Origin of the sequence: Pseudomonas guariconensis (genome assembly GCF_024127895.1) — a bacterium.
GTDB lineage: Bacteria > Pseudomonadota > Gammaproteobacteria > Pseudomonadales > Pseudomonadaceae > Aquipseudomonas > Aquipseudomonas guariconensis_B.
Genome location: NZ_JAMYBK010000009.1, coordinates 1 through 22778, shown reverse-complemented (window position 1 = coordinate 22778; position 22778 = coordinate 1). Strand labels below are relative to the sequence as shown.

Below are 22778 nucleotides of genomic sequence, written 5' to 3'. Positions count from 1 at the left end.
CCTTACAGGACGGCGATTTAGCTCAACATAGGAAGGAGGAAGGACTACAGGGAGAAAATTCTGGAGGGAAAAATCAAGCGCACTCAGTTGGATAGCCCACCAAGTTAAAGTGATTTATTAAGAGTAAGATTTTTTTGGTATTACCAGGACACATCTGCTATCGATTCAAGCAGGAGAAGGAGGTGGAGAGTCGATCTATAAGCCGGGTTCTGTCGAGGACAGTCATTCCTCTACGACGGCCATCACTGGACGCCTTTAGCAACCTACCCGGTTCCGACGCGGGCCACGCCGTATGGAACCCTATTTGGTCTTGCTCCGAGTGGGGTTTACCTAGCCACGAACTGTTGCCAGCCGTGCGGTGCGCTCTTACCGCACCTTTTCACCCTTACCGGCACCGAAGTGCTTAGGCGGTTGTTTTCTGTGGCACTTTCCGTAGGCTCGCGCCTCCCAGGCATTACCTGGCACTCTGCCCTATGGAGCCCGGACTTTCCTCCCCCTTCTTTTGCGGAACAAAAGAAGGCAGCGACTGTCCAATCGACTCTCCGTCGACAAGGTTAACGGCACGCGCGCCCAAGAACAAGTGATACGGTAAACAATACCAAAAAGCCACTATTTGGCTTTCTGTTTATCCAGGGCCATTTGATACAGCAGGTTCTTGCGCACACCCGTGATTTCCGCCGCCAGGGCAGCCGCCCGCTTCAGCGGCAATTCCGCCAGCAACAGATCCAGCACGCGCTGTGCCTGGGCGCTGATCGCCTGGTCGTCCTCGGGCGCACTCCACCCCCCCACCAGCACCACGCACTCGCCCCGCTGCTGATTGCCGTCGCCCGCGACGAAGGCACGCAGTTCGCCCAATGGCAGGCCCTTGAGGGTCTCGAAGGTCTTGGTCAGTTCACGCCCCAGCACCGCCGGACGCTCCGCGCCGAAGACCGCCTCCATGTCCTCCAGGCACTCGAGGATACGATGCGGCGCCTCATAGAAGATCAGCGTACGCGGTTCTTCCTTTACCTGCTCCAGACGCGCACGACGCCCGGCGGCCTTGGCCGGGAGAAAACCTTCGAAGATGAAGCGGTCCGACGGCAGGCCCGCCGCCGACAATGCTGTGATCAGCGCGCAGGCGCCGGGCACCGGGACCACCCTCACCCCCGCCGCACGCGCCTGGCGCACCAGGTGGTAGCCCGGATCAGAGATCAACGGCGTGCCGGCGTCGGACACCAGCGCCACATCGTCCCCGGCCAGAAGACGGGTGATGAAACGCCCGCCTTCGTCGCGCTCGTTGTGCTCATGACAGGCCGCCAGCGGCGTGTCGATGCCGAAGTGCTGCAGCAGGCGTACCGAGTGACGGGTATCCTCGGCGGCGATCAGGGCCACGTCCGCCAGCACCTTCAGCGCCCTGGCGCTCATGTCGTCGAGGTTGCCGATCGGCGTCGCGACGACATAGAGCGTACCCACCGTGGATTTCGAAGTCCCTGCACCATCACTCACTGCGCACACCTGCCTTTCGGATCAAAGGCGCCATTGTAGCCCGAGTGCCAGGGCGCTGTACGGCCAATTCAGCGCCCGTCCCCATGCCCCGACCACGCGGACCTTGCGCAACATGGCGCAAGGAACTTCGCGGCCATCCCCTGCCAGGCGACCTATAGTGAAGGATCGACGTCAGCAAGATCGCGCCCTGGCCGACGCTTGGGTACAATTGCCGGCCAACTTGATCGAGTAACAGGACCTTTACATGATCGCTTGCCTGCGGCTGCTCACAGCCCTCTGCCTCGCTGCCCTGCTGGCAGCCTGCGCCAGCTCGCCCTCATCCAGCCTGGGCGAACTGCCACGCACCCCGGATGCCAGCATCGAGCAGTTGCTCGACAAGGCCGCCACCAGCAAGTCCGCGGAAGATGCCGCCCTACTGCGCCTGAGCGCCGCCGACATGGCCTACCGGCAGAAGGACTACCCGCGCGCCGCACGCATCCTCGAACAGGTTCCCCTGGATGGGCTCAAGCCTGCCCAGCAGGTGTTCGCCAGCACCCTGGCCGCCGAGCTGGCCATGAGCCGCAACCAGCCCAAGGCAGCACTGGACGCCCTCTCCCACCCGAGCCTGCAGCGCCTGGGCGAACTGCCGCAAGCGCAACAGGCACGCACCTACAGCGTCCACGCCGCCGCCCTGGAAGCCGACGGCCAGGCCCTGGCCGCCGCACAGCAGCGTGTCCTGCTCGCCCCACTGCTCGAAGGCCAGGCAGCCGAAGCCAACCATGACGCCATCTGGGCCCTGGTCGCGTCGCTGCCGGCCGAGCAACTGCAGCAGCCGGCCAGCGACGAGACCCTGGCCGGCTGGACCAGCCTGGCCCTGGCGGTGAAAAGCGCCGGCACCCTCGAGCAGCAGCAGGCTGCCATCGACACCTGGAGCGCGCAGCACCCGAACCATCCGGCCGCCCAGCAACTGCCGCTGGCCCTGGTCAAGCTCAAGGAGCTGGCCAGCCAGCCGCTGACCAAGATCGCCCTGCTGCTGCCCCAGGAAGGCCCGCTGGCCGGTGTGGCCCGTGCCCTGCGCGACGGCTTCATGGCCGCCCACTTCCAGGCCCAGCAGTCCGGCCAACCGGCCCCGGCCGTGCAGGTCTTCGATAGCTCGCGCATGACCTCGCTCGATGATTTCTACAACCAGGCCCAGGCGGCCGGCGTACAACTGGTGGTGGGGCCACTGGAAAAACCGCTGGTGAAGAAACTCGCCGCCTACCCGCAGTTGCCGATCACCACCCTGGCACTGAACTACGCCGATGCAGGCCAGCAGGCGCCAGCACAGCTGTTCCAGTTCGGCCTCGCCGCCGAGGACGAGGCCCGCGAGGTCTCGCGCCGCGCCCGCGCCGACGGCATGGTCCGAGCCGTGGCCCTGGTCCCCAGCGGCGAATGGGGTGAGCGCGTGCTCGCCGCCTTCCGCCAGGACTGGGAAAGCCATGGCGGCACCCTGCTGGCCGCCGAACGCATTGCCCAGCCGGTCGCCCTGGCCCAGCAGATCGCCGACCTGTTCCAACTGCGCCAGAGCGAAGGCCGCGCCAAGAGCCTGCAGAGCACCGTGGGCGGCACCATCGCCGCACAACCGTCGCGCCGCCAGGACATCGACTTCATCTTCCTCGCCTCCACGCCGCAGCAGGCACAGCAGATCAAGCCGACCCTGAACTTCCAATACGCCGGCGACGTGCCGGTCTATGCCACCTCGAACCTGTACAGCGCCAGCGGCGACGTCAACCAGTACAACGACATGAACGGCATCCGCTTCTGCGAGACGCCATGGCTGCTCGACAACACCAACAGCCTGCGCCAGCAGGTGGTCCAGCAATGGCCCCAGGCCGCCGGTAGCCTCGGCCGCCTGTATGCCATGGGCGTCGATGCCTACAGCCTGGCGCCGCGCCTGGGCCAGCTCAAGGCCCTACCGGACAACCGCATCGAAGGCCTTTCCGGCAGCCTGAGCATGAACGCCAGCCAGCGCATCGAACGCCAGCTGCCCTGGGCGGAGTTCGCTGGCGGCCAGGTCAAGCGCCTCCCGGATACACCGCGCTGATGCCCGACGCATCGCCTTCGAGCGCCGGCGCAGCCGCAGAAAACCACGCCCTCGACTTCCTTCGGGGGCGTGGTCTGCAACTGCTGGCACGCAACTGGCGATGCAAGGGAGGCGAGCTCGATCTGGTCATGCTCGACGCCGATACAGTAGTATTCGTCGAAGTCCGCTACCGGTTGCACGCGGCCTTCGGCGGCGCCCTGGGCAGCATCGACGGGCGCAAGCAGAAACGACTGGCGCTTGCCGCCAACCTGTTCCTGCAGAAGGAGTCCCGCTGGGCCAAGCATCCCTGCCGCTTCGACGTCATCGCCCTGCAGGGCAGGCACCATGCAGGCCAACCGCTGCAATGGCTGAAAAACGCCTTCGAATGCTGAACCCATTCCGATTTTTTTGCTCTATGTTTCGCGGGCAGGTCACCGTCGCGCGTCGCGCCGGCCACCGCCCCTCTTAAGGTCACACCAGATGGACATGCAATCCCGAATTCGCCGGCTGTTCCAGGCCAGCATCGACACCAAGCAACAGGCAATGGACATCCTGGCACCGCACATCGAGCAGGCCAGCCTGGTCATGGTCAATGCCCTGCTCAACGAGGGCAAGATGCTCGCCTGCGGCAACGGTGGCTCGGCTGGCGATGCCCAGCATTTTTCCTCGGAGCTGCTCAACCGTTTCGAGCGCGAACGCCCGAGCCTACCGGCCATTGCCCTGACCACCGACAGCTCGACCCTCACCTCGATCGCCAACGACTACAGCTACAACGAAGTCTTCTCCAAGCAGATTCGCGCCCTGGGCCAACCGGGCGACGTGCTGCTGGCGATCTCCACCAGCGGCAACTCGGCCAACGTGATACAAGCGATCCAGGCCGCGCACGACCGCGAGATGACCGTCGTGGCATTGACCGGGCGAGACGGCGGCGGGATGGCTTCGCTGCTGCTGCCCGAAGACGTGGAGATCCGCGTGCCAGCGAACGTCACCGCGCGAATCCAGGAAGTCCACCTGCTGGCGATCCATTGCCTGTGCGACCTGATCGACAGCCAACTGTTCGGGAGTGAAGAATGATCCCCAAGCGCCTCGGCCTGATGGCCCTGACCCTGTGCCTGAGTGTTTCCGGCTGCAGCTCGGTACTGACCTCTGCACGTAACTCGCCGATCGAAGATGATCGCGGCACCCGCACCATCGGCAGCAAGATCGACGACTCGCTGATCGAGACCAAGGTCTCGGTCAACGTCGCCAAGGCCAACCCCGACCTGGACAAGGGTTCGCACATCGTCGTCAGCAGCTACAACGGCGTTGTCCTGCTCGCCGGCCAGACCCCTCGCGCCGACCTCAAGAGCCTGGCCGAGCAAACCGCCAGCCAGGTGCAGCGGGTCAAGAAAGTGCACAACGAACTGCAGGTCATGCAGCCTTCCTCGATCCTGGCCCGCAACAACGACGCCTGGCTGACCACCAAGATCAAGACCCAGATGCTGGCTGACGCCAACGTTCCAGGCTCGCGCATCAAGGTGATCACCGAGAACGGCATCGTCTACATGCTGGGCCTGGTGACCCAGAAGGAGGCCACCGCCGCCACCAACGTGGTACAGGGCGTGTCTGGCGTGCAGAAGATCGTCAAGCTGTTCGAGTACATCGACTGACGACAGCGAAGCTACATCGGGGCTGCTTCGCAGCCCCCTCCCTGGATTACAAGACCTGCTTGACTGGCCGGTCTTGGTCCAGGGTCGCCTTCCAGGTTACTTGACCACCTTCAGGCTTGGCCTGCCACTCGGGCGTGGCGGCTGACCACCGCCCTCGGGCGGGCCGTCGTCATCCGGTTCGACATCGTCTTCCAGCTCGTCGCTGTCCATCAGCGGCGGCTCGAGCTCGAACACCATGCCCTGGCCATTCTCCCGGGCATAGATACCCAGGATCGCGCCCACTGGCACGAACAAGGAATGGGCCACGCCACTGAAGCGGCCCTCGAAGCTCACCGCGTCATTGTCCATGTGCAGGTTGCGCACGGCGTTGGGGGAAATGTTCAGGACGATCTGGCCGTCGCTGGCGAATCCCTGAGGCACCTGGACTGCCGGGTACTCGGCATTGACCAGCATGTGGGGGGTGCAATCGTTGTCGACGATCCACTCGTACAGCGCACGAACCAGATAGGGGCGACTGGAGTTCATCAACGGCTCCTTAAACCTTGCGCATTTCACGTTCAGCAGCGGACAGGCTCGCCTGGAAAGGCTCGCGGGCGAACTGTCGCTCCATGTAGTCCAGCAGCGGCTTGGCCTGCCGCGGCAAGTCGATACCCAGTACCGGCAACCGCCATAGTATGGGCAGTAGACAACAGTCGACCAGACTTTGCTCCTCACTCATGAAACAAGAAAACTCGCCGAACAGCGGGGAGACACCTGTCAGGCTTTCACGTAGCGCCTTGCGCGCCTCGGCGCGCGCAGCCTCGCTGCTGCGCGGATCCAGCACGGTATCCGCCAGCGAACACCAGTCGCGTTGGATGCGATGCATCAGCAAACGGCTGTTGCCCCGAGCCACCGGGTAGACCGGCATCAACGGCGGATGCGGATAACGTTCCTCGAGGTACTCCATCACCACGGTCGACTCGTACAGCGCCAGGTCTCGATCGACCAGGGTCGGCACGCTGCCATAGGGGTTCACCTCGACCAGCCCGGGCGGCAGGCGGCCGGGATCGACGTCGATGATCTGCACACTGACGCCTTTCTCCGCGAGAACAAGGCGTACCCGATGAGAATAATGGTCAGCGGGGTCGGAATAGCAGGCTAACCTGTTGGTCGCGCCCATGTAGCTCCTCCTCGCATGGGAATGCTTGTGAAACTGCAAATGCAAACGCGCCCTGAGGAGCCCTCCGCTGTCGCGGGGAGCGCCCCAGGGCGCGTTCAACTACCAGCAAAAACTACTGCGTGATCAATGCACGTCCTTCCAGTATTCGCGCTTGAGCAAATAGGCGAATACGAAGAAGAAAGCCAGGTACAGCAACACATAGGTACCGATGCGCTGGCTCTCCAGTTTGACCGGGTTGGCCGAATAGGCCAGGAAGGTCACCAGGTTCTTGACCTTCTCGTCGAACTGCTCAGGCGTCAGGGTACCGGAATTCGGCTCGATGGTCAGCTGGTCGCAGGCTTCATGGGTCAGCGGGCTGCCCGTCAGCGGGTCGAACTGCTTCTTGCCATCGACCACGGTCTGCACCTGCTTGCAGCCGATCACCTGGTTACCCTGCAGGCCAACCAGCACGTTGGGCATGCCGACGTTCGGGAACACCTTGTTGTTCACCCCATAAGGACGCGACTTGTCCTCGTAGAAGCTGCGCAGGTAGGTGTACAGCCAGTCGTTGCCGCGCACCCGGGCGACCAGGGTCAGGTCGGGCGGCGCCGCACCGAACCAGACCTTGGCATCGTCGGGCTGCATGCCGATCTGCATGTGATCGCCGATCTTGGCGCCGGTGAACACCAGCTTCTCGAGCATCAGCTCGTGGGGAATGCCCAGGTCATCGGCGACCCGCTCGTAACGCTGGAACTTGGCGCTGTGGCAACCCATGCAATAGTTGGCGAAGGTACGCGCACCGTCTTGCATGGCGGCCTTGTCGGTCAGGTCGATATCGACCTTGTCCAGCTCCAGGCTCTGCTCCGCGGCGAAGGACAAGGCAGGCATCACTGCCAGGAACAATACTGCAATAAGCTTTTTCATCAGCCAGTCACCCTTTCCGGAACCGGTTTGGTCTTCTCGAGCCTGGTGTAGAACGGCATCAGGAGGAAGTAGGCGAAATACAGCACGGTGCAGACCTGCGACAGCAAGGTCCGGCCCGGCGTAGGCGCCAGCACACCCAGCACACCCAGAATCACGAAGGCCACGCAGAACACCAGCAGGAACAGCTTGCTCAGCCAGCCCTTGTAGCGCATGGAGCGCACAGGGCTGCGGTCAAGCCAGGGCAGCACGAACAGCACGGCGATCGCGGCGCCCATGGCGATGACGCCGAACAGCTTGTCGGGGACCGCTCGCAAGATCGCGTAGAACGGCGTGAAGTACCAGACCGGCGCGATGTGCTCGGGGGTCTTGAACGCATTCGCCTGTTCGAAGTTCGGTTTCTCCAGGAAGTAGCCGCCCATCTCCGGGAAGAAGAACACCACGGCACAGAAGACGAAGAGGAACACCACGACGCCGACGATATCCTTGACGGTGTAGTACGGATGGAAGGGAATGCCGTCGAGGGGCACGCCGTTCTCGTCCTTGTTCTTCTTGATGTCGATGCCGTCGGGGTTGTTCGAACCCACTTCGTGCAACGCCAGGATGTGCAGCACCACCAGCCCGAGGATGACGATCGGCAAGGCGATCACATGGAGGGCGAAGAAGCGGTTCAGGGTGATGCCGGAGATCAGGTAGTCACCCCGGATCCACTGGGTCAGGTCGTCGCCGATCAGCGGGATGGCGCCGAACAGCGAGATGATCACCTGGGCGCCCCAGTAGGACATCTGGCCCCAGGGCAGCAGGTAACCCATGAACGCCTCGGCCATCAACGCCAGGTAGATCAGCATGCCGAACAGCCAGACCAGCTCGCGCGGCTTCTGGTACGAGCCGTAGAGCAGGCCGCGGAACATGTGCAGGTAGACCACGATGAAGAACGCCGAAGCGCCGGTGGAGTGCAGGTAGCGCAGGATCCAGCCGTACTCCACGTCACGCATGATGTACTCGACCGAGGCGAAGGCCTCTTCCGCCGAGGGCGTGAAGCTCATGGTCAACCAGACGCCGGTGACGATCTGGTTGACCAGCACCAGCAGGGCCAGGGAGCCGAAGAAGTACAGGAAGTTGAAGTTCTTGGGCGCGTAATACTTGCTCAGGTGGTCTTCCCACATCTTGGTGGCGGGGAAGCGAGCATCAATCCAGTCCATGAACTTGCTCATCATGCGTTCTCCTGATCGACGCCGATGACGATGATGTCGTCCGACTCGTAAGAGTGCGGAGGCACTGGCAGGTTGAGGGGTGCCGGCTGGGCCTTGTAGACACGGCCGGCCAGGTCGTAGTGCGAACCGTGGCAAGGGCAGAAGTAGCCGCCGACCCATTTCGGCCCGAGGTCGGCCGGCGCGACTTCAGGGCGGAAGGTCGGCGAGCAGCCCAGGTGGGTGCACAGGCCGACGAGGACAAGGATCTCGGGCTTGATCGAGCGGTTTTCCGGGTCGACATAGGTCGGCTGATCCGAGGCCTTGGACTCGGGATCGGAGAGCTCTCCGGCGATTTTCTTGAGGTTCCCGAGGATCTCTTGCGTTCGCCGCACGATGAATACCGGCTGGCCACGCCACTCAGCGACCATCTGCTGACCCGGCTCGACCTTGGCGATATTGACCTTCACCGGTGCACCTGCGGCTTTCGCCTTGGCACTGGGAAACCATGACCCCACGAACGGTACCGCAGCCCCCACTGCCCCCGCCGCCCCGACCACGGATGTCGCGGCTACGAGGAAGCGGCGCCGGCCTGCGTTGACGCCGTCATTGCTCATTCAGTCCTCTCCCATCAGCTTGCTTGGCCTGTTGGATCAGGCCTCTACTTAGGTAATGTCTGTGGCACTAAAAATTGGCCGCAATGGTAAGGAACAAATCCACACACTGACAAGGTGATTACCCCCCAGGCGGGCTGCAACCCTCGCTTTGCTTGATCTGCGTCTATGCGGCAAGTTGTCACTGACATGCTGACAGGTTAGTCCAAGCCATAAAAAAAGCCCGGCTCCAAAAGGAACCGGGCTTCTTCGACTGCCGAAGCGAAATTAACGCTTGGAGTACTGAGGACGCTTACGCGCTTTACGCAGACCCACTTTCTTACGCTCGACTTCACGAGCGTCGCGGGTGACGTAGCCAGCACGGCGCAGGGCGCCACGCAGGGACTCGTCGTAGTCCATCAGGGCGCGGGTGATACCGTGACGGATCGCACCGGCCTGGCCGCTGACACCACCACCGACGACGGTGACGTAGATGTCGAACTTTTCAACGGTCTCGGTCAGCTCCAACGGCTGGCGAACAACCATACGAGCGGTTTCGCGGCCGAAGAAGGTGTCCAGAGGACGGTTGTTGATGGAGATGTTGCCAGTGCCCGGACGCAGGAAAACGCGAGCGGTTGCGGTCTTGCGACGGCCAGTGCCGTAATTTTGAGTCGCCGACATAATGAACTATTCCGTTAAATCTTCAGTTCTTGAGGCTGCTGAGCAGTGTGAGGGTGAGCTGCACCCGCATAGACTTTCAGCTTACGGTACATGTCGCGACCCAGCGGGTTCTTAGGCAGCATGCCTTTGACCGCGGTCTCGATGACACGCTCAGGGGCCTTGGCGATCAACTTCTCGAAGTTGATTTCCTTGATACCGCCCGGGAAACCGGAGTGGGAGTAGTACATCTTGTCCGAAGTCTTGGCACCAGTGACACGTACCTGCTCGGCGTTGATGACGACGATGTAGTCGCCGGTGTCAACGTGAGGGGTGTATTCTGGCTTGTGCTTGCCACGCAGGCGACGAGCGATTTCGGTAGCCAGACGACCCAGGGTCTGACCAGCGGCGTCAACTACGTACCAGTCGCGCTTTACTGTTTCCGGTTTAGCAGTAAAAGTTTTCATTCTTTAAAGCCTCAGAGGCCGCCCAGCGAAAATAAGACGGCGAATCTTACTGGATAGTGCACCACTTGACAAGTCAAGCGCGCAGCCGCATACGGACGCTATTGGGGGCTCGGGTCGGCGCATCCAATATCCGGCTAGGGTTCCTCGCTGCCCGGTGGTGCATCACTTCCACCGCGCGCAGAGGGGCAGGATTATCCAGATTGCGGAAAAAATTTCAACCTGCTTTGATGGCCTTATTTGACCAGGGAGACCGTCACCCATGGAATACCGCCAGCTCGGCCGAACCGACCTGAACGTCAGCGCCCTGTGCCTGGGCACCATGACCTGGGGCGAGCAGAACGACCAGGACGAGGCCTTCGCCCAGATCGCCCTGGCCAAGGCCAACGGGGTCAACTTCATCGACACCGCCGAGATGTACCCGGTACCGCCACGCCCCGAGACCTACGCCGCCACCGAGCGCATCATCGGCAACTGGTTCGCCCGCCACGGCGACCGCGACGACTGGATCCTGGCCAGCAAGGTCGCCGGCCCGGGCAACGGCATCAGCCACATCCGCGACGGCCAGCTCAAGCACAACCGCCAGCACATCGTCGCCGCGCTGGACGAAAGCCTCAAGCGCCTGCAGACCGACCGCATCGACCTGTACCAGTTGCACTGGCCCGAGCGCAGCACCAACTTCTTCGGCAAGCTGGGCTACCAGCACCTGCCCCAGGACCATTTCACCCCACTGGAAGAGACCCTCGAGGTGCTCGACGAACAGGTGCGTGCGGGCAAGATCCGGCACATCGGCCTGTCCAACGAAACCCCGTGGGGCACCATGAAGTTCCTGCACCTGGCAGAAAGCCGGGGCTGGCCGCGCGCGGTGTCGATCCAGAACCCCTACAACCTGCTCAACCGCAGCTTCGAGGTGGGCCTGGCGGAGGTGGCGATCCGCGAGCAGTGCGGCCTGCTGGCCTACTCGCCGCTGGCCTTCGGCATGCTGTCGGGCAAGTACGAGAATGGCGCCCGACCGGAGAAAGCACGCCTGACCCTGTTCAGCCGCTTCGCCCGCTATTCCAACCCGCAGACCGTGGCGGCCTGCAGCCGCTATGTCCAGCTGGCCCGCGAGCATGGCCTGGACCCGGCGCAGATGGCCCTGGCCTTCGTCACCCGCCAGCCGTTCGTGACCAGCAACATCATTGGCGCGACCTGCGTGGAGCAACTGCAAAGCAACCTGGATAGCCTGGCCTTGAACCTCAGTGACGAGTTGCTGGCGGCGATCGAGGCGATCCACCAGGAGCAGCCCAACCCTGCGCCCTGAGCCCAGCGACAAGTTATCAGCGGCAAGAAAAAGCAGACCGTGCCGCCCCAATGCCAGTCAGTGAAGACTTCCCACCGCCATTTGGGGCCGCTTCGCGCCCCATGTCGCTTGACTGACGGGCTACGCCGGCCTGCTTTTTTCCTGCCGCTTGCCGCTGACAGCTTGCAGCTAGCCGAAAAACATAAGACGATCCAGCCGGTGATTGACCACTCTACCCTATAAGAACAATGACAATGATGTTTACCCAACCCTCCGCGTCCCTGCGTCGCGTCAGCATCCTGGCCATCGACAAGGTGTTCGCCTCGACCCTCATGCAGGCCAAGGACTTCTTCCACCTGGCCAGCCTGCGCTACAGCAAGCAACTGGGGCTGGGCCTGCAACCGATGTTCGATATCCACCTGGTCAGCCCCGACGGCCAGCCAGTGGACAGCTTCAGCAATGTGCAGGTGCCGGTCGACGGCGGCCTGGACGATGCCGACGTGATCATCCTCCCGGCCTTCTGGGACGACTTCGACAACCTCCAGCAACGCTACCCCCAGGTCCTGCCCTGGCTGCGCGAACAGCATGCCCGTGGCGCCGTGCTCTGCGGCGAGGCCAGTGGGGTGTTCTGGCTGGCCGAGGCCGGCCTGCTCGACGGCAAGGAAGCGACCACCTACTGGCGCTTCTTCGACAGTTTCGCCGAGCGCTTCCCCAAGGTACGCCTGAACCAGGACAAGCACCTGACCGACGCCGACAACCTCTATTGCGCCGGCGGCACCACCTCGGCCTGCGACCTGTACATCTACCTGATCGAGCGTTTCTGCGGGGCCAACGTCGCCCGCGCCGTGGCCCGCGACATCCTCTACGAAGTGCAGCGCAGCTACACCCCAGGGCGCATGGGCTTCGGCGGGCAGAAGCTGCACCAGGACCTGATCATCCTGCAGATCCAGCACTGGCTGGAGGAGCACTTCGCCGACAAGTTCCGCTTCGAGGACGTGGCCCGCAACCACGGCATGAGCATCCGCAACTTCATGCGTCGCTTCCAGAGCGCCACCGGCGACAAGCCCTTGCACTACTTGCAGCGCCTGCGCATCGAGACGGCCAAGGGCCTGCTCTCGAGCACGCGCAAGAGCATCAAGACCATCAGCTACGAAGTGGGCTACGACGACGCCAGCTTCTTTGCCCGCCTGTTCCGCCAGCACACCGAGCTGTCGCCGAACCAGTATCGGCAGCAGTTCATGCAGGAGGCCTGATACACAACTGCAAGCTACAAGCCGCAAGAAAAAGCAAAAGCCAGAACAGCGCACGGCTGCTCTGGCTTTTTCTTGAAGCTTGAAGCTCGAAGTTGCCCGTCAGGGCTTGTGCGCCCGTGACAGGAACTCGTGGGACTGCATCTCCAGCAGGCGGCTCAGGGTGCGCTGGAACTCGAAGCTCAGGCGCCCGCCGGTGTACAGGTCCTTGAGCTCCACTTCGGCCGAGATGATCAGCTTGACGTTGCGGTCGTAGAACTCATCCACCATGTTGATGAAACGGCGGGCGATGTCGTCGGTGGTCACACCCATCTGCTCGACATTGCTCAGCAGCACGGCGTGGAAGATCTTGCCCAGCTCGATGTAGTCGTTCTGGCTGCGCGGGCCGTCGCACAGGGCACGGAAGTCGAACCAGGCGACGTCGTCGCAGGTGCGCACGGCCTGGATCTCGCGGTTCTCGATCACCAGCACGTCATTCTCGACGGCCTGGGTGCACTCCGGCGTCAATGCCTTGAAACTCTGGCGCAGGCTTTCGTGCGCCGCGTCGTCGAGCGGATAGTGGTACAGCTCGGCCTGCTCCAGGTGACGCAGGCGGTAGTCGACCCCGCTGTCGACGTTGACCACTTCGGTGTTCTGCTTGATCAGGGCGATGGCCGGCAGGAAGCGCGCACGCTGCAGGCCATCCTTGTACAGGCCGTCGGGGACGATGTTGGAAGTGGCCACCAGGGTCACGCCGTTCTTGAACAGCTCTTCCATCAGGGTGCCGAGGATCATCGCGTCGGTGATGTCGGAGACGAAGAACTCATCGAAGCAGATCACCTTGGCTTCCTCGGAGAAACGCTTGGCGATGATGGTCAGCGGGTTCTTCTCGCCCTTGAGCGATTTCATTTCCTCGTGCACACGCTTCATGAAGCGGTGGAAGTGGGTGCGCATCTTCTGCTTGAACGGCAGCGCCTCGAAGAAGGTGTCCACCAGGTAGGTCTTGCCCCGGCCGACCCCGCCCCAGAAATACAGGCCCTTGACCGGCGCCTGTTCCTTCTTGCCGAACAGCTTGCCGAACACGCCCGGCCTGTTGTTCTGCGCCGCCAACAGATCGTCGTACAGGCGCTGCAGGTGACGCACCGCCGTTTCCTGTGCCGCGTCATGGAAGAAGTCGGGACGTTTGAGATCTGCTTGATATCGTTCTAGGGGCGTCATAATTCGTTAGCGAGGTAACAAAAAGCGGGCCGTCACTGTAGCGACCGGCCCGCATAATGGCAATCAGACTTGCGGCGAAATGCCTCAGTCCTGCTGGGGTTGCAGCGCGGCGCGCAGGCTCTGGATGGCCGCATCGCGCGCCTCGGCGTCGGCGAACTGCGGCCCGTCGGCAACCTGTTCGCCATCGAGCCACAGGGAGAAGCCCAGGCCTTCGACACGCACGTCGGCCTCGACCCCCTGTTGCAATTGCTTGCTCACCACGCCTGCGCTCTTGCCGTCGGCGAAGCGGCGCGACAGCAGCAACTGCTCGCCATCGGCGGCCAGCAGGCGGAAACGGAAGCTGCCGTCGTCGTCGCGGAAGCTGACGAAGCGGGCGCTCTTGGCGGCCTTCTTCTTCACTTCGCTGCCGGCCTGCACGATGGCGCGGAACGAACGCAGGCCCACGGCCTCGCGCAGTTGCTCGAGGAACGGCGTGGCGGTCTTGCGCGCCTTGGCGGCGCCGGCCAGGAGGATGTCTTCCAGGTCGGAGGGCCGGGCGATCAACTGGTGATAGCGCTCGCGGGCCTCGCCCAGTTGGTCGTCGAGCAGTTGGAACAGGCGCTGCTTGGCCTCGCCCCAGCCCAGGCCCTGGAGCAGCTCTTCACGGAACCCGGCGGCCTGCGCCGGCGTGGAGAAGGCCTGGAACAGGGTGAACAGGTGCGAATTGTCCGGGTCTTTCGGCTCGCCGGGTGCGCGCGAGTCGGTGACGATGCGCGAGATGGCATCCTTCATGTCCTTGGCGCTGGTGAACAACGGGATGGTGTTGTCGTAGCTCTTGGACATCTTGCGACCGTCCAGGCCCGGCAGGGTCGCCACGCTTTCCTCGATCACCGCCTCGGGCAGGACGAAGAAGTCCTTGCCCTGGCCGAACAGGTGATTGAAACGCTGGCCGATATCGCGGGCCATCTCCACGTGCTGGATCTGGTCGCGGCCGACCGGCACCTTGTGGGCGTTGAACATCAGGATGTCGGCGGCCATCAGCACCGGGTAGCTGTACAGGCCCATGGTCACGCCGGCGTCCGGGTCTTCGCCGTTTTCCAGGTTCTTGTCCACCGAGGCCTTGTAGGCATGGGCGCGGTTGAGCAGGCCCTTGGCGCTGACGCAGGTCAGCAGCCAGGTCAGCTCGGGGATCTCGGGGATGTCGGACTGGCGGTAGAAGGTCACCTTGTCCGGGTCCAGGCCGCCGGCCAACCAGGTGGCGGCGATTTCCAGGCGCGAGCGCTGGATGCGCAGCGGGTCGTCGCACTTGATCAGGGCATGGTAGTCGGCCAGGAAGTAGAACGAGTCGGCGCCGGGCTGCTGGCTGGCGAGGATCGCCGGGCGGATGGCGCCGGCGTAGTTGCCCAGGTGCGGGGTGCCGGTGGTGGTGATACCGGTGAGGATACGCGTAGTCATGGGTTATCGCTTGATCAGGCTAGGCTCAGTTCGAAAGACGCGGCAGCACCAGATCCTTCAGATCGGTCAGCTTGCCATGGAAGAAGTGTCCGCATTCTGCCACTTTCAGCAGCTCATGGGGGCGCGACAGGGTGTCGGACCATTCGTAGACCAACGGCGGATCGACGACTTCGTCGGCGTCCGGCTGCACCACCGTCAGCGGGCAACGCTGCGGCAGCGGGAACTGCTCGTTCAGGCGCATCACCGCCGGGGCGATCATGAACAGGTGCTGCAGTTGCACCGCGTCGGCCTCCAGGCGCCCGGCCAGGCTGGCCGCGACGAAACCACCGAAGGAGAAGCCCATCAGCACCAGGGGCAGTTCGGGGTGCTTGGCCCGCAGCCAGGCCGCGGCAGCCTGGGCATCGGCCACCTCGCCGGCGCCCATGTCGTGGCTGCCGGCGCTCTGGCCGACGCCGCGGTAGTTGAAGCGCAGGGTGACGTAGCCGGCATCGCGGGCGGTGCGTTGCAGGGTCGAGACCACCTTGTTGAGCATGGTGCCGCCCTGGACCGGGTTGGGGTGGCAGATCAGCACGGCACCACGGGCATCGGCCACGTCCAGGTACAAGGCTTCCAGCTGGCCGCTGGGGCCATCGATGAACAAGGGGGTTTCGCGGATAAGCAAGGCACTACTCCGTGACCCGGGGGTGGGTCGACTCGTCTAGCTGAGGAATTCTGTTCTGAAATATTTGCGATCGCTCGCGGTATACAGCGCAGGTCTGAGCCGTTAACGTAAAGCAAAGCCGTTTATAGAGGAAGGACTCGTGGAACTCTCGCTCCTTGTTTGGTTGTTGCCGACCCTGGCCCTGGTCGTCGGCGTGGTGGTCGGCTTCGTGGTGGCCCGCCTGTTGCCCAACGCCGCGCCGAGCAGCACCCAACGCCAGCTGGACGACATCCAGCAGCGTTTCGACAACTACCAGAACGAAGTGGTGACCCACTTCAACAGCACTGCCGCGCTGGTCAAGAAACTGACCCAGAGCTACCAGGACGTCCAGGACCACCTGGCCGACGGCGCCAACCGCCTGGCCCTCGACGAGCTGACCCGCCAGCGCCTGCTGGCGGCCCTGCACTCCGAAGCGGCCCAGGGGCCTCGCGATCGCCTGACGCCACCGAAGGACACCGCCGAAGTGCCGCGCGACTATGCGCCCAAGTCGCCGAACTCACCGGGCATGCTCGATGAGAGCTACGGGCTCAAGCGTTGAAATGACTGGAATGCAGAAGGCCTCGTAAGAGGCCTTTTTTAGGGTTGCTCGCCTGCCCTGGCCCACTCGCGGGCAAGCCCTCATGTCAGTCGACCAAGGTTTTACAGCCGCCATTTGCGCCGCTTCGCGCCCCATCGCCGGCAAGCCGGCTGCCACAGGAGCTTGTGGTGCGCACGAATCAGGGCTCGATCACCGATACCAAGGTGCATCGACCTGCTCCACCTGATACCGCCCCCGCGCCTGCTCCAGCACCTCCTCGCCCAACCGCCCCTGCCGCACCAGGCTGTAGAGCGCCGCCAACACCACGCTGTAGCGATCCACCTCGAAGAACCGCCGCAACTGCTGACGCGTATCGCTACGCCCGAAGCCATCGGTCCCCAGCGTCATGTAGGGCGCCTGCACATACTCGGCGATCAACTGCGGCCAGGCCCGCGCATAGTCGCTGGCGGCAATCACTGGCGCATCCCCCTGCAGGCAGCGGCGCACATGGCAGTCTTCTTCATCCCCCTTGCCTTGCATCGCCGCCCGTTGCACATCTCGCGCCTGGCGCGCCAACTCGCTGAAACTGGTGACGCTGAACACCTCGCTGTCGACCTGCCATTCGAGGGCCAGCAACTCGCTGGCAGCGATCACCTCGCGCAGGATCGCTCCCGACCCCAGCAAACGCACCCGGCCCCGTGGTTGCAAGGCCTGCTGCCGGGCGAAGCGGTACATGCCGCGCAGCACATCGTCCCGTACCGTCTCCGGCAACGACGGTTGTGGATAGTTTTCGTTCATCACCGCCACATAGTGGAACTCGTCGCGCTGCTCCACCAGCATGCGCCGTGCCGCATGGTCGAGGATCACCGCCAACTCGCCGGCGAAACACGGGTCCCAGGCCCGGCAGTTGGGCACCAGGGCCGCCATCACCAGGCTGGAGCCATCCTGGTGCTGCAGGCCTTCGCCTCCCAGGGTGGTGCGCCCGGCGGTCGCCCCCAGCAACAGGCCACGGGCGCGCTGGTCGGCGGCGGCCCAGATCAGGTCGCCGACCCGCTGGAAGCCGAACATCGAGTAGTAGATGTACACCGGCAGCATCGGCTCGCCGTGCACCGCATAGGCCGTCGCCGCCGCGATCCATGACGAGATCGCCCCGGCCTCGGTGATACCCTCCTCCAGCAACTGGCCGTCGCGGGCCTCCTTGTAGGTCAGCAGCGAACCGGCGTCCTCGGGCTCGTAGCGCTGGCCGCAGGCCGAGTAGATGCCGATCTGGCGAAACAGGCTGGCCATGCCGAAGGTGCGCGCCTCGTCGGCGACGATCGGCACCACCCGAGGCCCCAGTTGCGGTGCCTTGAGCCAATGGCCGAGCAGGCGCACGGCCGCCATGGTGGTGGACATCTCCTTGTTGTCGGCCTGCAGGGCGAAGCCTGCGCAATCCTCCAGGCTTGGCAGCGGCAGCGGCCGGCAGTCCGTGCGCCGCACCGGCAACGGCCCGCCGAGCGCCGCGCGACGCTGGCGCAGGTAGACCATCTCTGGGCTGTCCTCGGCCGGGCGGTAGAAGCGCAACTGCTCCACCGCCTCGTCGGAGAGAGGCAAGTGGAAGCGGTCGCGAAACGCCAACAACGCCTGGACGTCGAGCTTCTTGGCCTGGTGCGCGGTCATTCGCGACTCGCCGGCACTGCTCATGCCATAGCCCTTCTTGGTCTTGGCCAGGATCACCGTCGGCCGTCCCTTGCAAGCCTTGGCTGCTGCATAGGCCGCATGCAGCTTGCGAAAATCGTGACCGCCGCGCTTGAGGGCATTGATCTCGTCGCAGTTCATGTGCGCCACCAGGCGCTGCAAGGCCGGATGCTGGTTGAAGAAGTGCTCCAGGTTGTAGGTGCCGTCCTTGGCGCCGAGGGTCTGGAACTGCCCATCCGGGGTCGCGGCCAACTGGCGCAGCAGCGCGTGTTCGTGGTCGCGAGCGAACAGCGCATCCCATTCCGAGCCCCAGAGCACCTTGATCACGTTCCAGCCGGCCCCGCTGAACAAGGCTTCCAGCTCCTGGATGATCTGGCCATTGCCGCGCACCGGGCCGTCCAGGCGCTGCAGGTTGCAGTTGACGATGAACGTCAGGTTGTCCAGGCCTTCCCGCGCGGCCAGGGTCAGACCGGCGATCGACTCCGGCTCGTCCATCTCACCGTCGCCGAACACGCCCCAGACATGCCGTGCGGATGTGTCGAGCAGGCCACGATGCTGCAGGTAACGCATGAAGCGCGCCTGGTAGATGGCATTGAGCGGCCCGATGCCCATGGAGCCGGTGGGGAACTGCCAGAACCCGGGCATCAGCCAGGGGTGTGGATAGGAGCACAGGCCGTCGCCTGCAACCTCCTGGCGATAATTACCCAGTTGCTCTTCGCTCAAACGCCCTTCGAGAAACGCCCGGGCATAAATGCCCGGTGCCGAATGGGGCTGGAAGAACACCAGGTCACCGGTGCGTCGTGCGCCGTCACCTTCGCCACGGAAGAAGTGCTGGAAGCCCACCTCGAAGATCTCCGCCGCCGAAGCATAACTGGCGATATGCCCACCCAGCTCGCCATAGGCGTGATTGGCCCGGACCACCATGGCCAACGCATTCCAGCGCAGGATGCTGGTGATGTGCTCATCGAGCTCCAGATCGCCGGGATAGGTGCCCTGCTGCTCCACCGGCAAGGTGTTGCGGTAGGCGGAAAACGGCTGGGCTTCGCGCGCCAGGCCCAGTTCCAAGGCATGGGCCTGCAGCCGCTGCAGCAAATAGCGCGCCCGCGCCGGGCCACAGTGGGCCAGGGTCGATTCGAGCGCCTCGCACCACTCGGCGGTTTCCGCCGGGTCACTGTCCAGGTCTTCGCCCTGAGGCGTCAACGGCTCGTTGGCGTTCATCATCGCGTCCAATTCCGCTGCAGGTTCATCAGGCACAGGCCTTCAGTGCCTGGGCAATATCGGCAAGCAGGTCCTCGATGTCTTCCAGACCCACCGACAAGCGCACCAAACCTTCGGAAATCCCGTGATGAGCCCGCTCCTCAGGGGTATAGCTGGAATGGGTCATGCTCGCCGGGTGCTGCGCCAGCGACTCGGCATCGCCCAGGCTCACCGCCCGGCTGAACAGTTGCAGGGCGTTCATGAAGCGCCGCCCGGCCTCGATCCCGCCCTTGAGCTCGAAGGCGATCATCCCGCCCGGTAGGCGCATCTGCCGCCGGGCCAGTGCGTACTGGGCGAAGGCCGGCAGGCCCGGGTAATGGATCAGTTCCACCTGGGGTTGGCGCGCCAGGAACTCGGCCGCCTGCTGGGCATTGCCGCAGTGGCGGTCCATGCGCAGGGCCAGGGTCTTGATGCCACGCATCAGCAACGCGGCATCGTGGGGCGAAAGAACCGCACCGGTCATGTCCTTGAGCCCTTCCAGGCGGATGCGATCCAGTAGCGCCTTGCGCCCCACCACCAGGCCGGCAGTGATGTCCCCGTGGCCGCCCAGGTACTTGGTCGCCGAATGCACCACCAGGTCGGCCCCCAGTTCCAGTGGGCGCTGCAGGTACGGGGTGCAGTAGGTGTTGTCGACCACCACCTGGATATCCTGGCCACGGACGGCGTCGGCCACGGCGGCGATATCCACCAGTTGCATGTTGGGGTTGGCTGGGGTTTCGAAGTAGATCATCCGCGTCCTTGGCGTGATGGCCGCCTTCAGTGCCTTCAGGTCGTTGAGGTCGACGTGCTTGATCTTGACACCGAACTCGCCGATGCCGTGGTGCAGGTAGGCGAAGGTGCAGCCGTACAAGGTACGCCCGACGATCAACTCATCACCTGGGCGCAGCAGGGTCCACAGTGTCGAGGTGATGGCACCCATTCCCGACGCCAGGGCCAACCCGGCTTCCCCTCCTTCCAGCGAGGCCATGCGTTGTTCCAGCAGGGCCAGGGTCGGGTTGGAGATGCGGCTGTAGAAGTGCCCGCCCTCTTCGCCGGCGAAACAGGCGGCACCGTACTCGACGGTGGGGAAGGCATAGGTAGCGGTCTGGTACACCGGCGGTACCAGCGCACCACCATGGGAGAGCGGGTCATAGCCGTGGTGGATGGCCCGTGTGGAAAAACCGCTGTTGTTGTTGGAGTCGCGCATGGCAACAGTCTCTGGTGGTTTGTTATAAGCTTATGCCACCGACCTACCCGGTTTTTTCCAAAGTTGCCCACGCGATGGCGCATCTTTTGGAATGAAAACAACAAATACAGAACCAGGAGGGCAAACCATGCCTTCGAGCCTCGACCGCACCGATCGCGCCCTGCTCGCCGCCCTGCAGGACAACGCCCGCCTCACCGTTTCCGAACTGGCCGACCAGGTCGCCCTGACCACCTCGCCCTGCTGGCGGCGAGTCAAGCTGCTGGAAGACAACGGCTACATCACCGGCTACCAGGCCATTCTCTCGCCCAAGTCCCTGGGCTTCGGCGTCACCGCCTTCGTCAGCATCATGATGGAAACCCACACCAAGGACGTGGCCCGCGCCTTCGAACAGCGGCTGATGGAGATTCCCGAGATCGTCGCCTGCCACAACATCTCCGGGCGGTATGACTTTCTGCTGGAGATCCTGGCGCGGGACCTGGAGTCGTTCGGGGCGTTCGCGCGGGAAGTGCTGCAGTCATTGCCGGGGGTGAAGGAGATCTATTCGAGCTTTTCGTACAAGGCGGTGAAGGAACGGCGGGTGATTCCGGTATCGGAGAAGCATATTTGAGGGTGCCTGACGAGAGCGTCAAGCCGGGGAAGCAAGCGCGACTCAATCATTACCAATAGTCTGCCCACTCTCGCCTCTCAGAGGGTTACCACCGATTCTGGTGGTATTCAGAAGCCCACGGTTCGAGCCTGGGAGCGCTGTAGGAGTCGGCGAGAAGGTAACAGGGATTTGGCTTGGAGAAACCACTCGCGGAGAGGGCGCGCCAATAGTACATGATGGAGATATTCATCTCGGCTCTGCAAGCTTCGTGCTTCACCATACCATTCCAATCAGCGAAGGTGGCGGAGTATACGACATGGATAACATCAAAGTCGGTGACCCCGCTGGCCTACAACCGAATTCATTACGGAGAAAAGCAATGATTTTCAAGGAAAAGCTTAGTGACTACACGGAGCAAGAATTTCTTGATTTTCTGAGTGAAATTGACAGGGCCAACGAGAATGAACCCGAGGAGGCACTAGTACCATTACTACAGCACTTTAGAAAAATCACAGAGCACCCTGCCGGCACCGACCTGCTTTACTGGCCAGAATCAAATGAGGCTGGCGAGCCAGAGCAGATTCTCATAATTGTCAAGGAATGGCGACGAGCAAATGGCAAGGATGGCTTCAAGCCTTCGTAACAACCGTCGAACAACGACCTCGCTTCGGCGGGGTCGCATATCGTTCAATCGACAAGAATTTTCCTACAGAAACGCTGAAATTTCCCCACCAAGCCAGGCAAGCAGGAAGTACTCTCCGGTGTTGGGCCTGCGAAGATAAATCGGATGAAGTGTTAGTACCTTCGATCCAGTATTTCGAGCGCGTCACTGAGCATCCGGCAGGCAGCAATCTATTTTTCTACCCGGAAAGCAAAGATCAAAGCTCCCCAGAAAAATCCTTACTTGCTCAAGGAGTGGCGGCAAGCAAACGGCAAGGAAGGCTTCAGAGCACCGTAACCAACTTTATCCGGACCCTAAGAACTCACCTACCAACGGCGGTGCTTTCCGAAGGAGGTTCTGGAAAGCCGTTGCAAATGACCCTGAGCTTTCTAAGCAGTTTGACGATGAAAGCTTGCTCCGAATGAAAAAGCATGGATATGTACCGAAGGTGCCCTATGGTGATCACTATATTAATCCGGCGACCTTCATACTTCATCACAGCACGCCAATAAGCGAAAATGGGGGAGTCTATGACATGGACAACCTTAAAATCGTAACACCACTCGATCACAACACAATTCACTACGGAGAAAAGCAATGACCCACAAAGAAAAACTCAGCGACTACACAGAAAAAGAGTTTCTAAACCTAGTACACGAAATATACAAAGCCAACGAAAACGAACCAGATCACATACTATCTCCTTTACTAATACATTTTGCGAAGATCACTGAACACCCATCTGGCTACGATCTACTTTACAGGGTAGATTCTAAAAAAAATGAACCGCCCCGGGTTTCGTGGAGGCCTCAACTCTTGAGAAGATGAGGCCATGAAAAAGACTACGACCTACTCCCCTGAAGTCCGTGAACGTGCCGTGCGCATGGTTCTGG

The 22778-nt window shown here is 62.6% G+C and carries 24 protein-coding genes, 1 other RNA gene and 2 pseudogenes; 13 read left to right on the top strand and 14 right to left on the bottom strand.

All coding sequences use genetic code 11. The features are described 5' to 3' along the window. Positions 1-182: 182 nt before the first annotated feature. Positions 183-542: RNase P RNA component class A (gene rnpB, locus NJF35_RS12050), an RNA gene on the bottom strand. A 67-nt stretch (positions 543-609) separates the two neighbouring features. Further along, a complete protein-coding gene (gene rsmI / locus NJF35_RS12045; RefSeq protein WP_262967468.1) occupies positions 610-1485 on the bottom strand; it encodes a 16S rRNA (cytidine(1402)-2'-O)-methyltransferase in 876 nt (291 codons plus the stop codon). A gap of 244 nt (positions 1486-1729) precedes the next feature. Here rsmI and NJF35_RS12040 point away from each other — a divergent pair, with 244 nt between their 5' ends. The 4 genes from NJF35_RS12040 to NJF35_RS12025 all read left to right on the top strand — a co-directional run bounded on the left by NJF35_RS12040 (position 1730) and on the right by NJF35_RS12025 (position 5175). Continuing rightward, positions 1730-3547, top strand: a complete 1818-nt coding sequence (locus NJF35_RS12040) for a penicillin-binding protein activator (protein WP_225789402.1) — start codon at positions 1730-1732, stop codon at positions 3545-3547. Continuing rightward, complete coding sequence (locus NJF35_RS12035) at positions 3547-3918, top strand: YraN family protein (protein WP_225789403.1); 372 nt, start codon at positions 3547-3549, stop codon at positions 3916-3918. Before NJF35_RS12040 ends, NJF35_RS12035 begins: the two co-directional genes overlap by 1 nt. An 88-nt stretch (positions 3919-4006) precedes the next feature. Next, positions 4007-4600 carry a phosphoheptose isomerase gene (locus tag NJF35_RS12030; RefSeq protein ID WP_225789404.1) on the top strand — a complete coding sequence of 198 codons (594 nt, stop codon included), beginning with the start codon at positions 4007-4009 and terminating at the stop codon, positions 4598-4600. After that, positions 4597-5175: a BON domain-containing protein gene (locus tag NJF35_RS12025; RefSeq protein ID WP_225789405.1), complete on the top strand. Its 579-nt coding sequence runs from the start codon at positions 4597-4599 to the stop codon at positions 5173-5175. The genes NJF35_RS12030 and NJF35_RS12025 overlap by 4 nt, the downstream gene beginning before the upstream one ends. 96 nt (positions 5176-5271) lie before the next feature. On the opposite strand, the gene NJF35_RS12020 is transcribed toward NJF35_RS12025, so the two are convergent. The 7 genes from NJF35_RS12020 to rplM form a co-directional block, all read right to left on the bottom strand. Next, entirely contained in the window at positions 5272-5700 is a 429-nt protein-coding gene (locus NJF35_RS12020; RefSeq protein WP_225789406.1) for a ClpXP protease specificity-enhancing factor, read from the bottom strand. 10 nt (positions 5701-5710) lie between these two features. Then, positions 5711-6334: a glutathione S-transferase N-terminal domain-containing protein gene (locus tag NJF35_RS12015; RefSeq protein ID WP_225789407.1), complete on the bottom strand. Its 624-nt coding sequence runs from the start codon at positions 6332-6334 to the stop codon at positions 5711-5713. A 123-nt stretch (positions 6335-6457) separates the two neighbouring features. After that, positions 6458-7237 carry a cytochrome c1 gene (locus tag NJF35_RS12010; RefSeq protein WP_225789408.1) on the bottom strand — a complete coding sequence of 260 codons (780 nt, stop codon included), beginning with the start codon at positions 7235-7237 and terminating at the stop codon, positions 6458-6460. After that, positions 7237-8448 (bottom strand): cytochrome b, encoded by a 1212-nt coding sequence (locus NJF35_RS12005; RefSeq protein ID WP_225789504.1) that lies wholly within the window; start codon positions 8446-8448, stop codon positions 7237-7239. Before NJF35_RS12005 ends, NJF35_RS12010 begins: the two co-directional genes overlap by 1 nt. Next, positions 8448-9041 (bottom strand): ubiquinol-cytochrome c reductase iron-sulfur subunit, encoded by a 594-nt coding sequence (gene petA, locus NJF35_RS12000; protein WP_225789409.1) that lies wholly within the window; start codon positions 9039-9041, stop codon positions 8448-8450. Before petA ends, NJF35_RS12005 begins: the two co-directional genes overlap by 1 nt. Before the next feature lie 264 nt (positions 9042-9305). Further along, positions 9306-9698 (bottom strand): 30S ribosomal protein S9, encoded by a 393-nt coding sequence (rpsI, locus tag NJF35_RS11995; protein WP_225789410.1) that lies wholly within the window; start codon positions 9696-9698, stop codon positions 9306-9308. Between the two features lie 14 nt (positions 9699-9712). Further along, the gene (rplM, locus tag NJF35_RS11990) at positions 9713-10141 is read right to left on the bottom strand and encodes a 50S ribosomal protein L13 (RefSeq protein WP_225789411.1); all 429 of its coding nucleotides are present in this window, start codon (positions 10139-10141) and stop codon (positions 9713-9715) included. A 259-nt stretch (positions 10142-10400) separates the two neighbouring features. On the opposite strand from rplM, the gene NJF35_RS11985 reads away from it, so the two are divergent. Then, positions 10401-11441, top strand: a complete 1041-nt coding sequence (locus NJF35_RS11985) for an NADP(H)-dependent aldo-keto reductase (protein WP_225789412.1) — start codon at positions 10401-10403, stop codon at positions 11439-11441. 335 nt (positions 11442-11776) lie between these two features. Continuing rightward, positions 11777-12673 (top strand): GlxA family transcriptional regulator, encoded by an 897-nt coding sequence (locus tag NJF35_RS11980; protein WP_225789505.1) that lies wholly within the window; start codon positions 11777-11779, stop codon positions 12671-12673. A gap of 99 nt (positions 12674-12772) precedes the next feature. Here the strand turns inward: NJF35_RS11980 and zapE are convergent, their stop codons facing one another. From zapE to NJF35_RS11965, 3 genes are all read right to left on the bottom strand, one after another. Further along, the gene (gene zapE / locus NJF35_RS11975) at positions 12773-13867 is read right to left on the bottom strand and encodes a cell division protein ZapE (RefSeq protein WP_225789413.1); all 1095 of its coding nucleotides are present in this window, start codon (positions 13865-13867) and stop codon (positions 12773-12775) included. A gap of 84 nt (positions 13868-13951) precedes the next feature. After that, a complete protein-coding gene (locus NJF35_RS11970) occupies positions 13952-15301 on the bottom strand; it encodes a tryptophan--tRNA ligase (protein WP_253091115.1) in 1350 nt (449 codons plus the stop codon). Between the two features lie 25 nt (positions 15302-15326). After that, complete coding sequence (locus tag NJF35_RS11965; RefSeq protein WP_225789415.1) at positions 15327-15962, bottom strand: alpha/beta hydrolase; 636 nt, start codon at positions 15960-15962, stop codon at positions 15327-15329. 139 nt (positions 15963-16101) lie between these two features. On the opposite strand from NJF35_RS11965, the gene NJF35_RS11960 reads away from it, so the two are divergent. Next, the gene (locus tag NJF35_RS11960; RefSeq protein ID WP_225789416.1) at positions 16102-16539 is read left to right on the top strand and encodes a YhcB family protein; all 438 of its coding nucleotides are present in this window, start codon (positions 16102-16104) and stop codon (positions 16537-16539) included. A 189-nt stretch (positions 16540-16728) separates the two neighbouring features. Here NJF35_RS11960 and mdeB read toward each other — a convergent pair whose 3' ends face one another. Together mdeB and NJF35_RS11950 are read right to left on the bottom strand one after the other, a co-directional pair. After that, positions 16729-19416, bottom strand: a complete 2688-nt coding sequence (gene mdeB / locus NJF35_RS11955; RefSeq protein WP_410896917.1) for an alpha-ketoglutarate dehydrogenase — start codon at positions 19414-19416, stop codon at positions 16729-16731. Between the two features lie 25 nt (positions 19417-19441). After that, positions 19442-20638 (bottom strand): methionine gamma-lyase, encoded by a 1197-nt coding sequence (locus NJF35_RS11950; RefSeq protein ID WP_225789417.1) that lies wholly within the window; start codon positions 20636-20638, stop codon positions 19442-19444. 127 nt (positions 20639-20765) lie between these two features. On the opposite strand from NJF35_RS11950, the gene NJF35_RS11945 reads away from it, so the two are divergent. From NJF35_RS11945 to NJF35_RS11930, 6 genes and pseudogenes are all read left to right on the top strand, one after another. After that, a complete protein-coding gene (locus NJF35_RS11945) occupies positions 20766-21245 on the top strand; it encodes an Lrp/AsnC family transcriptional regulator (protein WP_225789418.1) in 480 nt (159 codons plus the stop codon). A gap of 100 nt (positions 21246-21345) precedes the next feature. Beyond that, positions 21346-21510: pseudogene (locus NJF35_RS24870) on the top strand (hypothetical protein); the annotation flags it as partial. Positions 21511-21540: 30 nt separating this feature from the next. Beyond that, a complete protein-coding gene (locus tag NJF35_RS11940; RefSeq protein ID WP_410896971.1) occupies positions 21541-21867 on the top strand; it encodes a bacteriocin immunity protein in 327 nt (108 codons plus the stop codon). Next, positions 21825-22079: pseudogene (locus NJF35_RS24865) on the top strand (hypothetical protein); the annotation flags it as partial. The gene NJF35_RS11940 and the pseudogene NJF35_RS24865, both read left to right, overlap by 43 nt. Further along, positions 22079-22486 (top strand): hypothetical protein, encoded by a 408-nt coding sequence (locus NJF35_RS24860; protein WP_410896970.1) that lies wholly within the window; start codon positions 22079-22081, stop codon positions 22484-22486. The pseudogene NJF35_RS24865 and the gene NJF35_RS24860, both read left to right, overlap by 1 nt. After that, positions 22483-22713: a bacteriocin immunity protein gene (locus tag NJF35_RS11930; RefSeq protein WP_253091114.1), complete on the top strand. Its 231-nt coding sequence runs from the start codon at positions 22483-22485 to the stop codon at positions 22711-22713. Before NJF35_RS24860 ends, NJF35_RS11930 begins: the two co-directional genes overlap by 4 nt. Positions 22714-22778: the final 65 nt, after the last annotated feature.

Bases quoted from the DNA above. Each gene is read 5' to 3' on its own strand.
- NJF35_RS12015 (WP_225789407.1), bottom strand. From the start codon at position 6,334: ATGGGCGCGACCAACAGGTTAGCCTGCTATTCCGACCCCGCTGACCAT.
- NJF35_RS11945 (WP_225789418.1), top strand. From the start codon at position 20,766: ATGCCTTCGAGCCTCGACCGCACCGATCGCGCCCTGCTCGCCGCCCTG.
- petA (WP_225789409.1), bottom strand. From the start codon at position 9,041: ATGAGCAATGACGGCGTCAACGCAGGCCGGCGCCGCTTCCTCGTAGCC.
- NJF35_RS12030 (WP_225789404.1), top strand. From the start codon at position 4,007: ATGGACATGCAATCCCGAATTCGCCGGCTGTTCCAGGCCAGCATCGAC.
- mdeB (WP_410896917.1), bottom strand. From the start codon at position 19,416: ATGATGAACGCCAACGAGCCGTTGACGCCTCAGGGCGAAGACCTGGAC.
- NJF35_RS12005 (WP_225789504.1), bottom strand. From the start codon at position 8,448: ATGAGCAAGTTCATGGACTGGATTGATGCTCGCTTCCCCGCCACCAAG.
- NJF35_RS11950 (WP_225789417.1), bottom strand. From the start codon at position 20,638: ATGCGCGACTCCAACAACAACAGCGGTTTTTCCACACGGGCCATCCAC.
- NJF35_RS12025 (WP_225789405.1), top strand. From the start codon at position 4,597: ATGATCCCCAAGCGCCTCGGCCTGATGGCCCTGACCCTGTGCCTGAGT.
- rpsI (WP_225789410.1), bottom strand. From the start codon at position 9,698: ATGTCGGCGACTCAAAATTACGGCACTGGCCGTCGCAAGACCGCAACC.
- NJF35_RS11970 (WP_253091115.1), bottom strand. From the start codon at position 15,301: ATGACTACGCGTATCCTCACCGGTATCACCACCACCGGCACCCCGCAC.
- NJF35_RS11985 (WP_225789412.1), top strand. From the start codon at position 10,401: ATGGAATACCGCCAGCTCGGCCGAACCGACCTGAACGTCAGCGCCCTG.
- NJF35_RS12035 (WP_225789403.1), top strand. From the start codon at position 3,547: ATGCCCGACGCATCGCCTTCGAGCGCCGGCGCAGCCGCAGAAAACCAC.
- NJF35_RS11930 (WP_253091114.1), top strand. From the start codon at position 22,483: ATGACCCACAAAGAAAAACTCAGCGACTACACAGAAAAAGAGTTTCTA.
- NJF35_RS12020 (WP_225789406.1), bottom strand. From the start codon at position 5,700: ATGAACTCCAGTCGCCCCTATCTGGTTCGTGCGCTGTACGAGTGGATC.
- NJF35_RS11940 (WP_410896971.1), top strand. From the start codon at position 21,541: ATGGATAACATCAAAGTCGGTGACCCCGCTGGCCTACAACCGAATTCA.
- NJF35_RS12010 (WP_225789408.1), bottom strand. From the start codon at position 7,237: ATGAAAAAGCTTATTGCAGTATTGTTCCTGGCAGTGATGCCTGCCTTG.
- rplM (WP_225789411.1), bottom strand. From the start codon at position 10,141: ATGAAAACTTTTACTGCTAAACCGGAAACAGTAAAGCGCGACTGGTAC.
- zapE (WP_225789413.1), bottom strand. From the start codon at position 13,867: ATGACGCCCCTAGAACGATATCAAGCAGATCTCAAACGTCCCGACTTC.
- NJF35_RS12040 (WP_225789402.1), top strand. From the start codon at position 1,730: ATGATCGCTTGCCTGCGGCTGCTCACAGCCCTCTGCCTCGCTGCCCTG.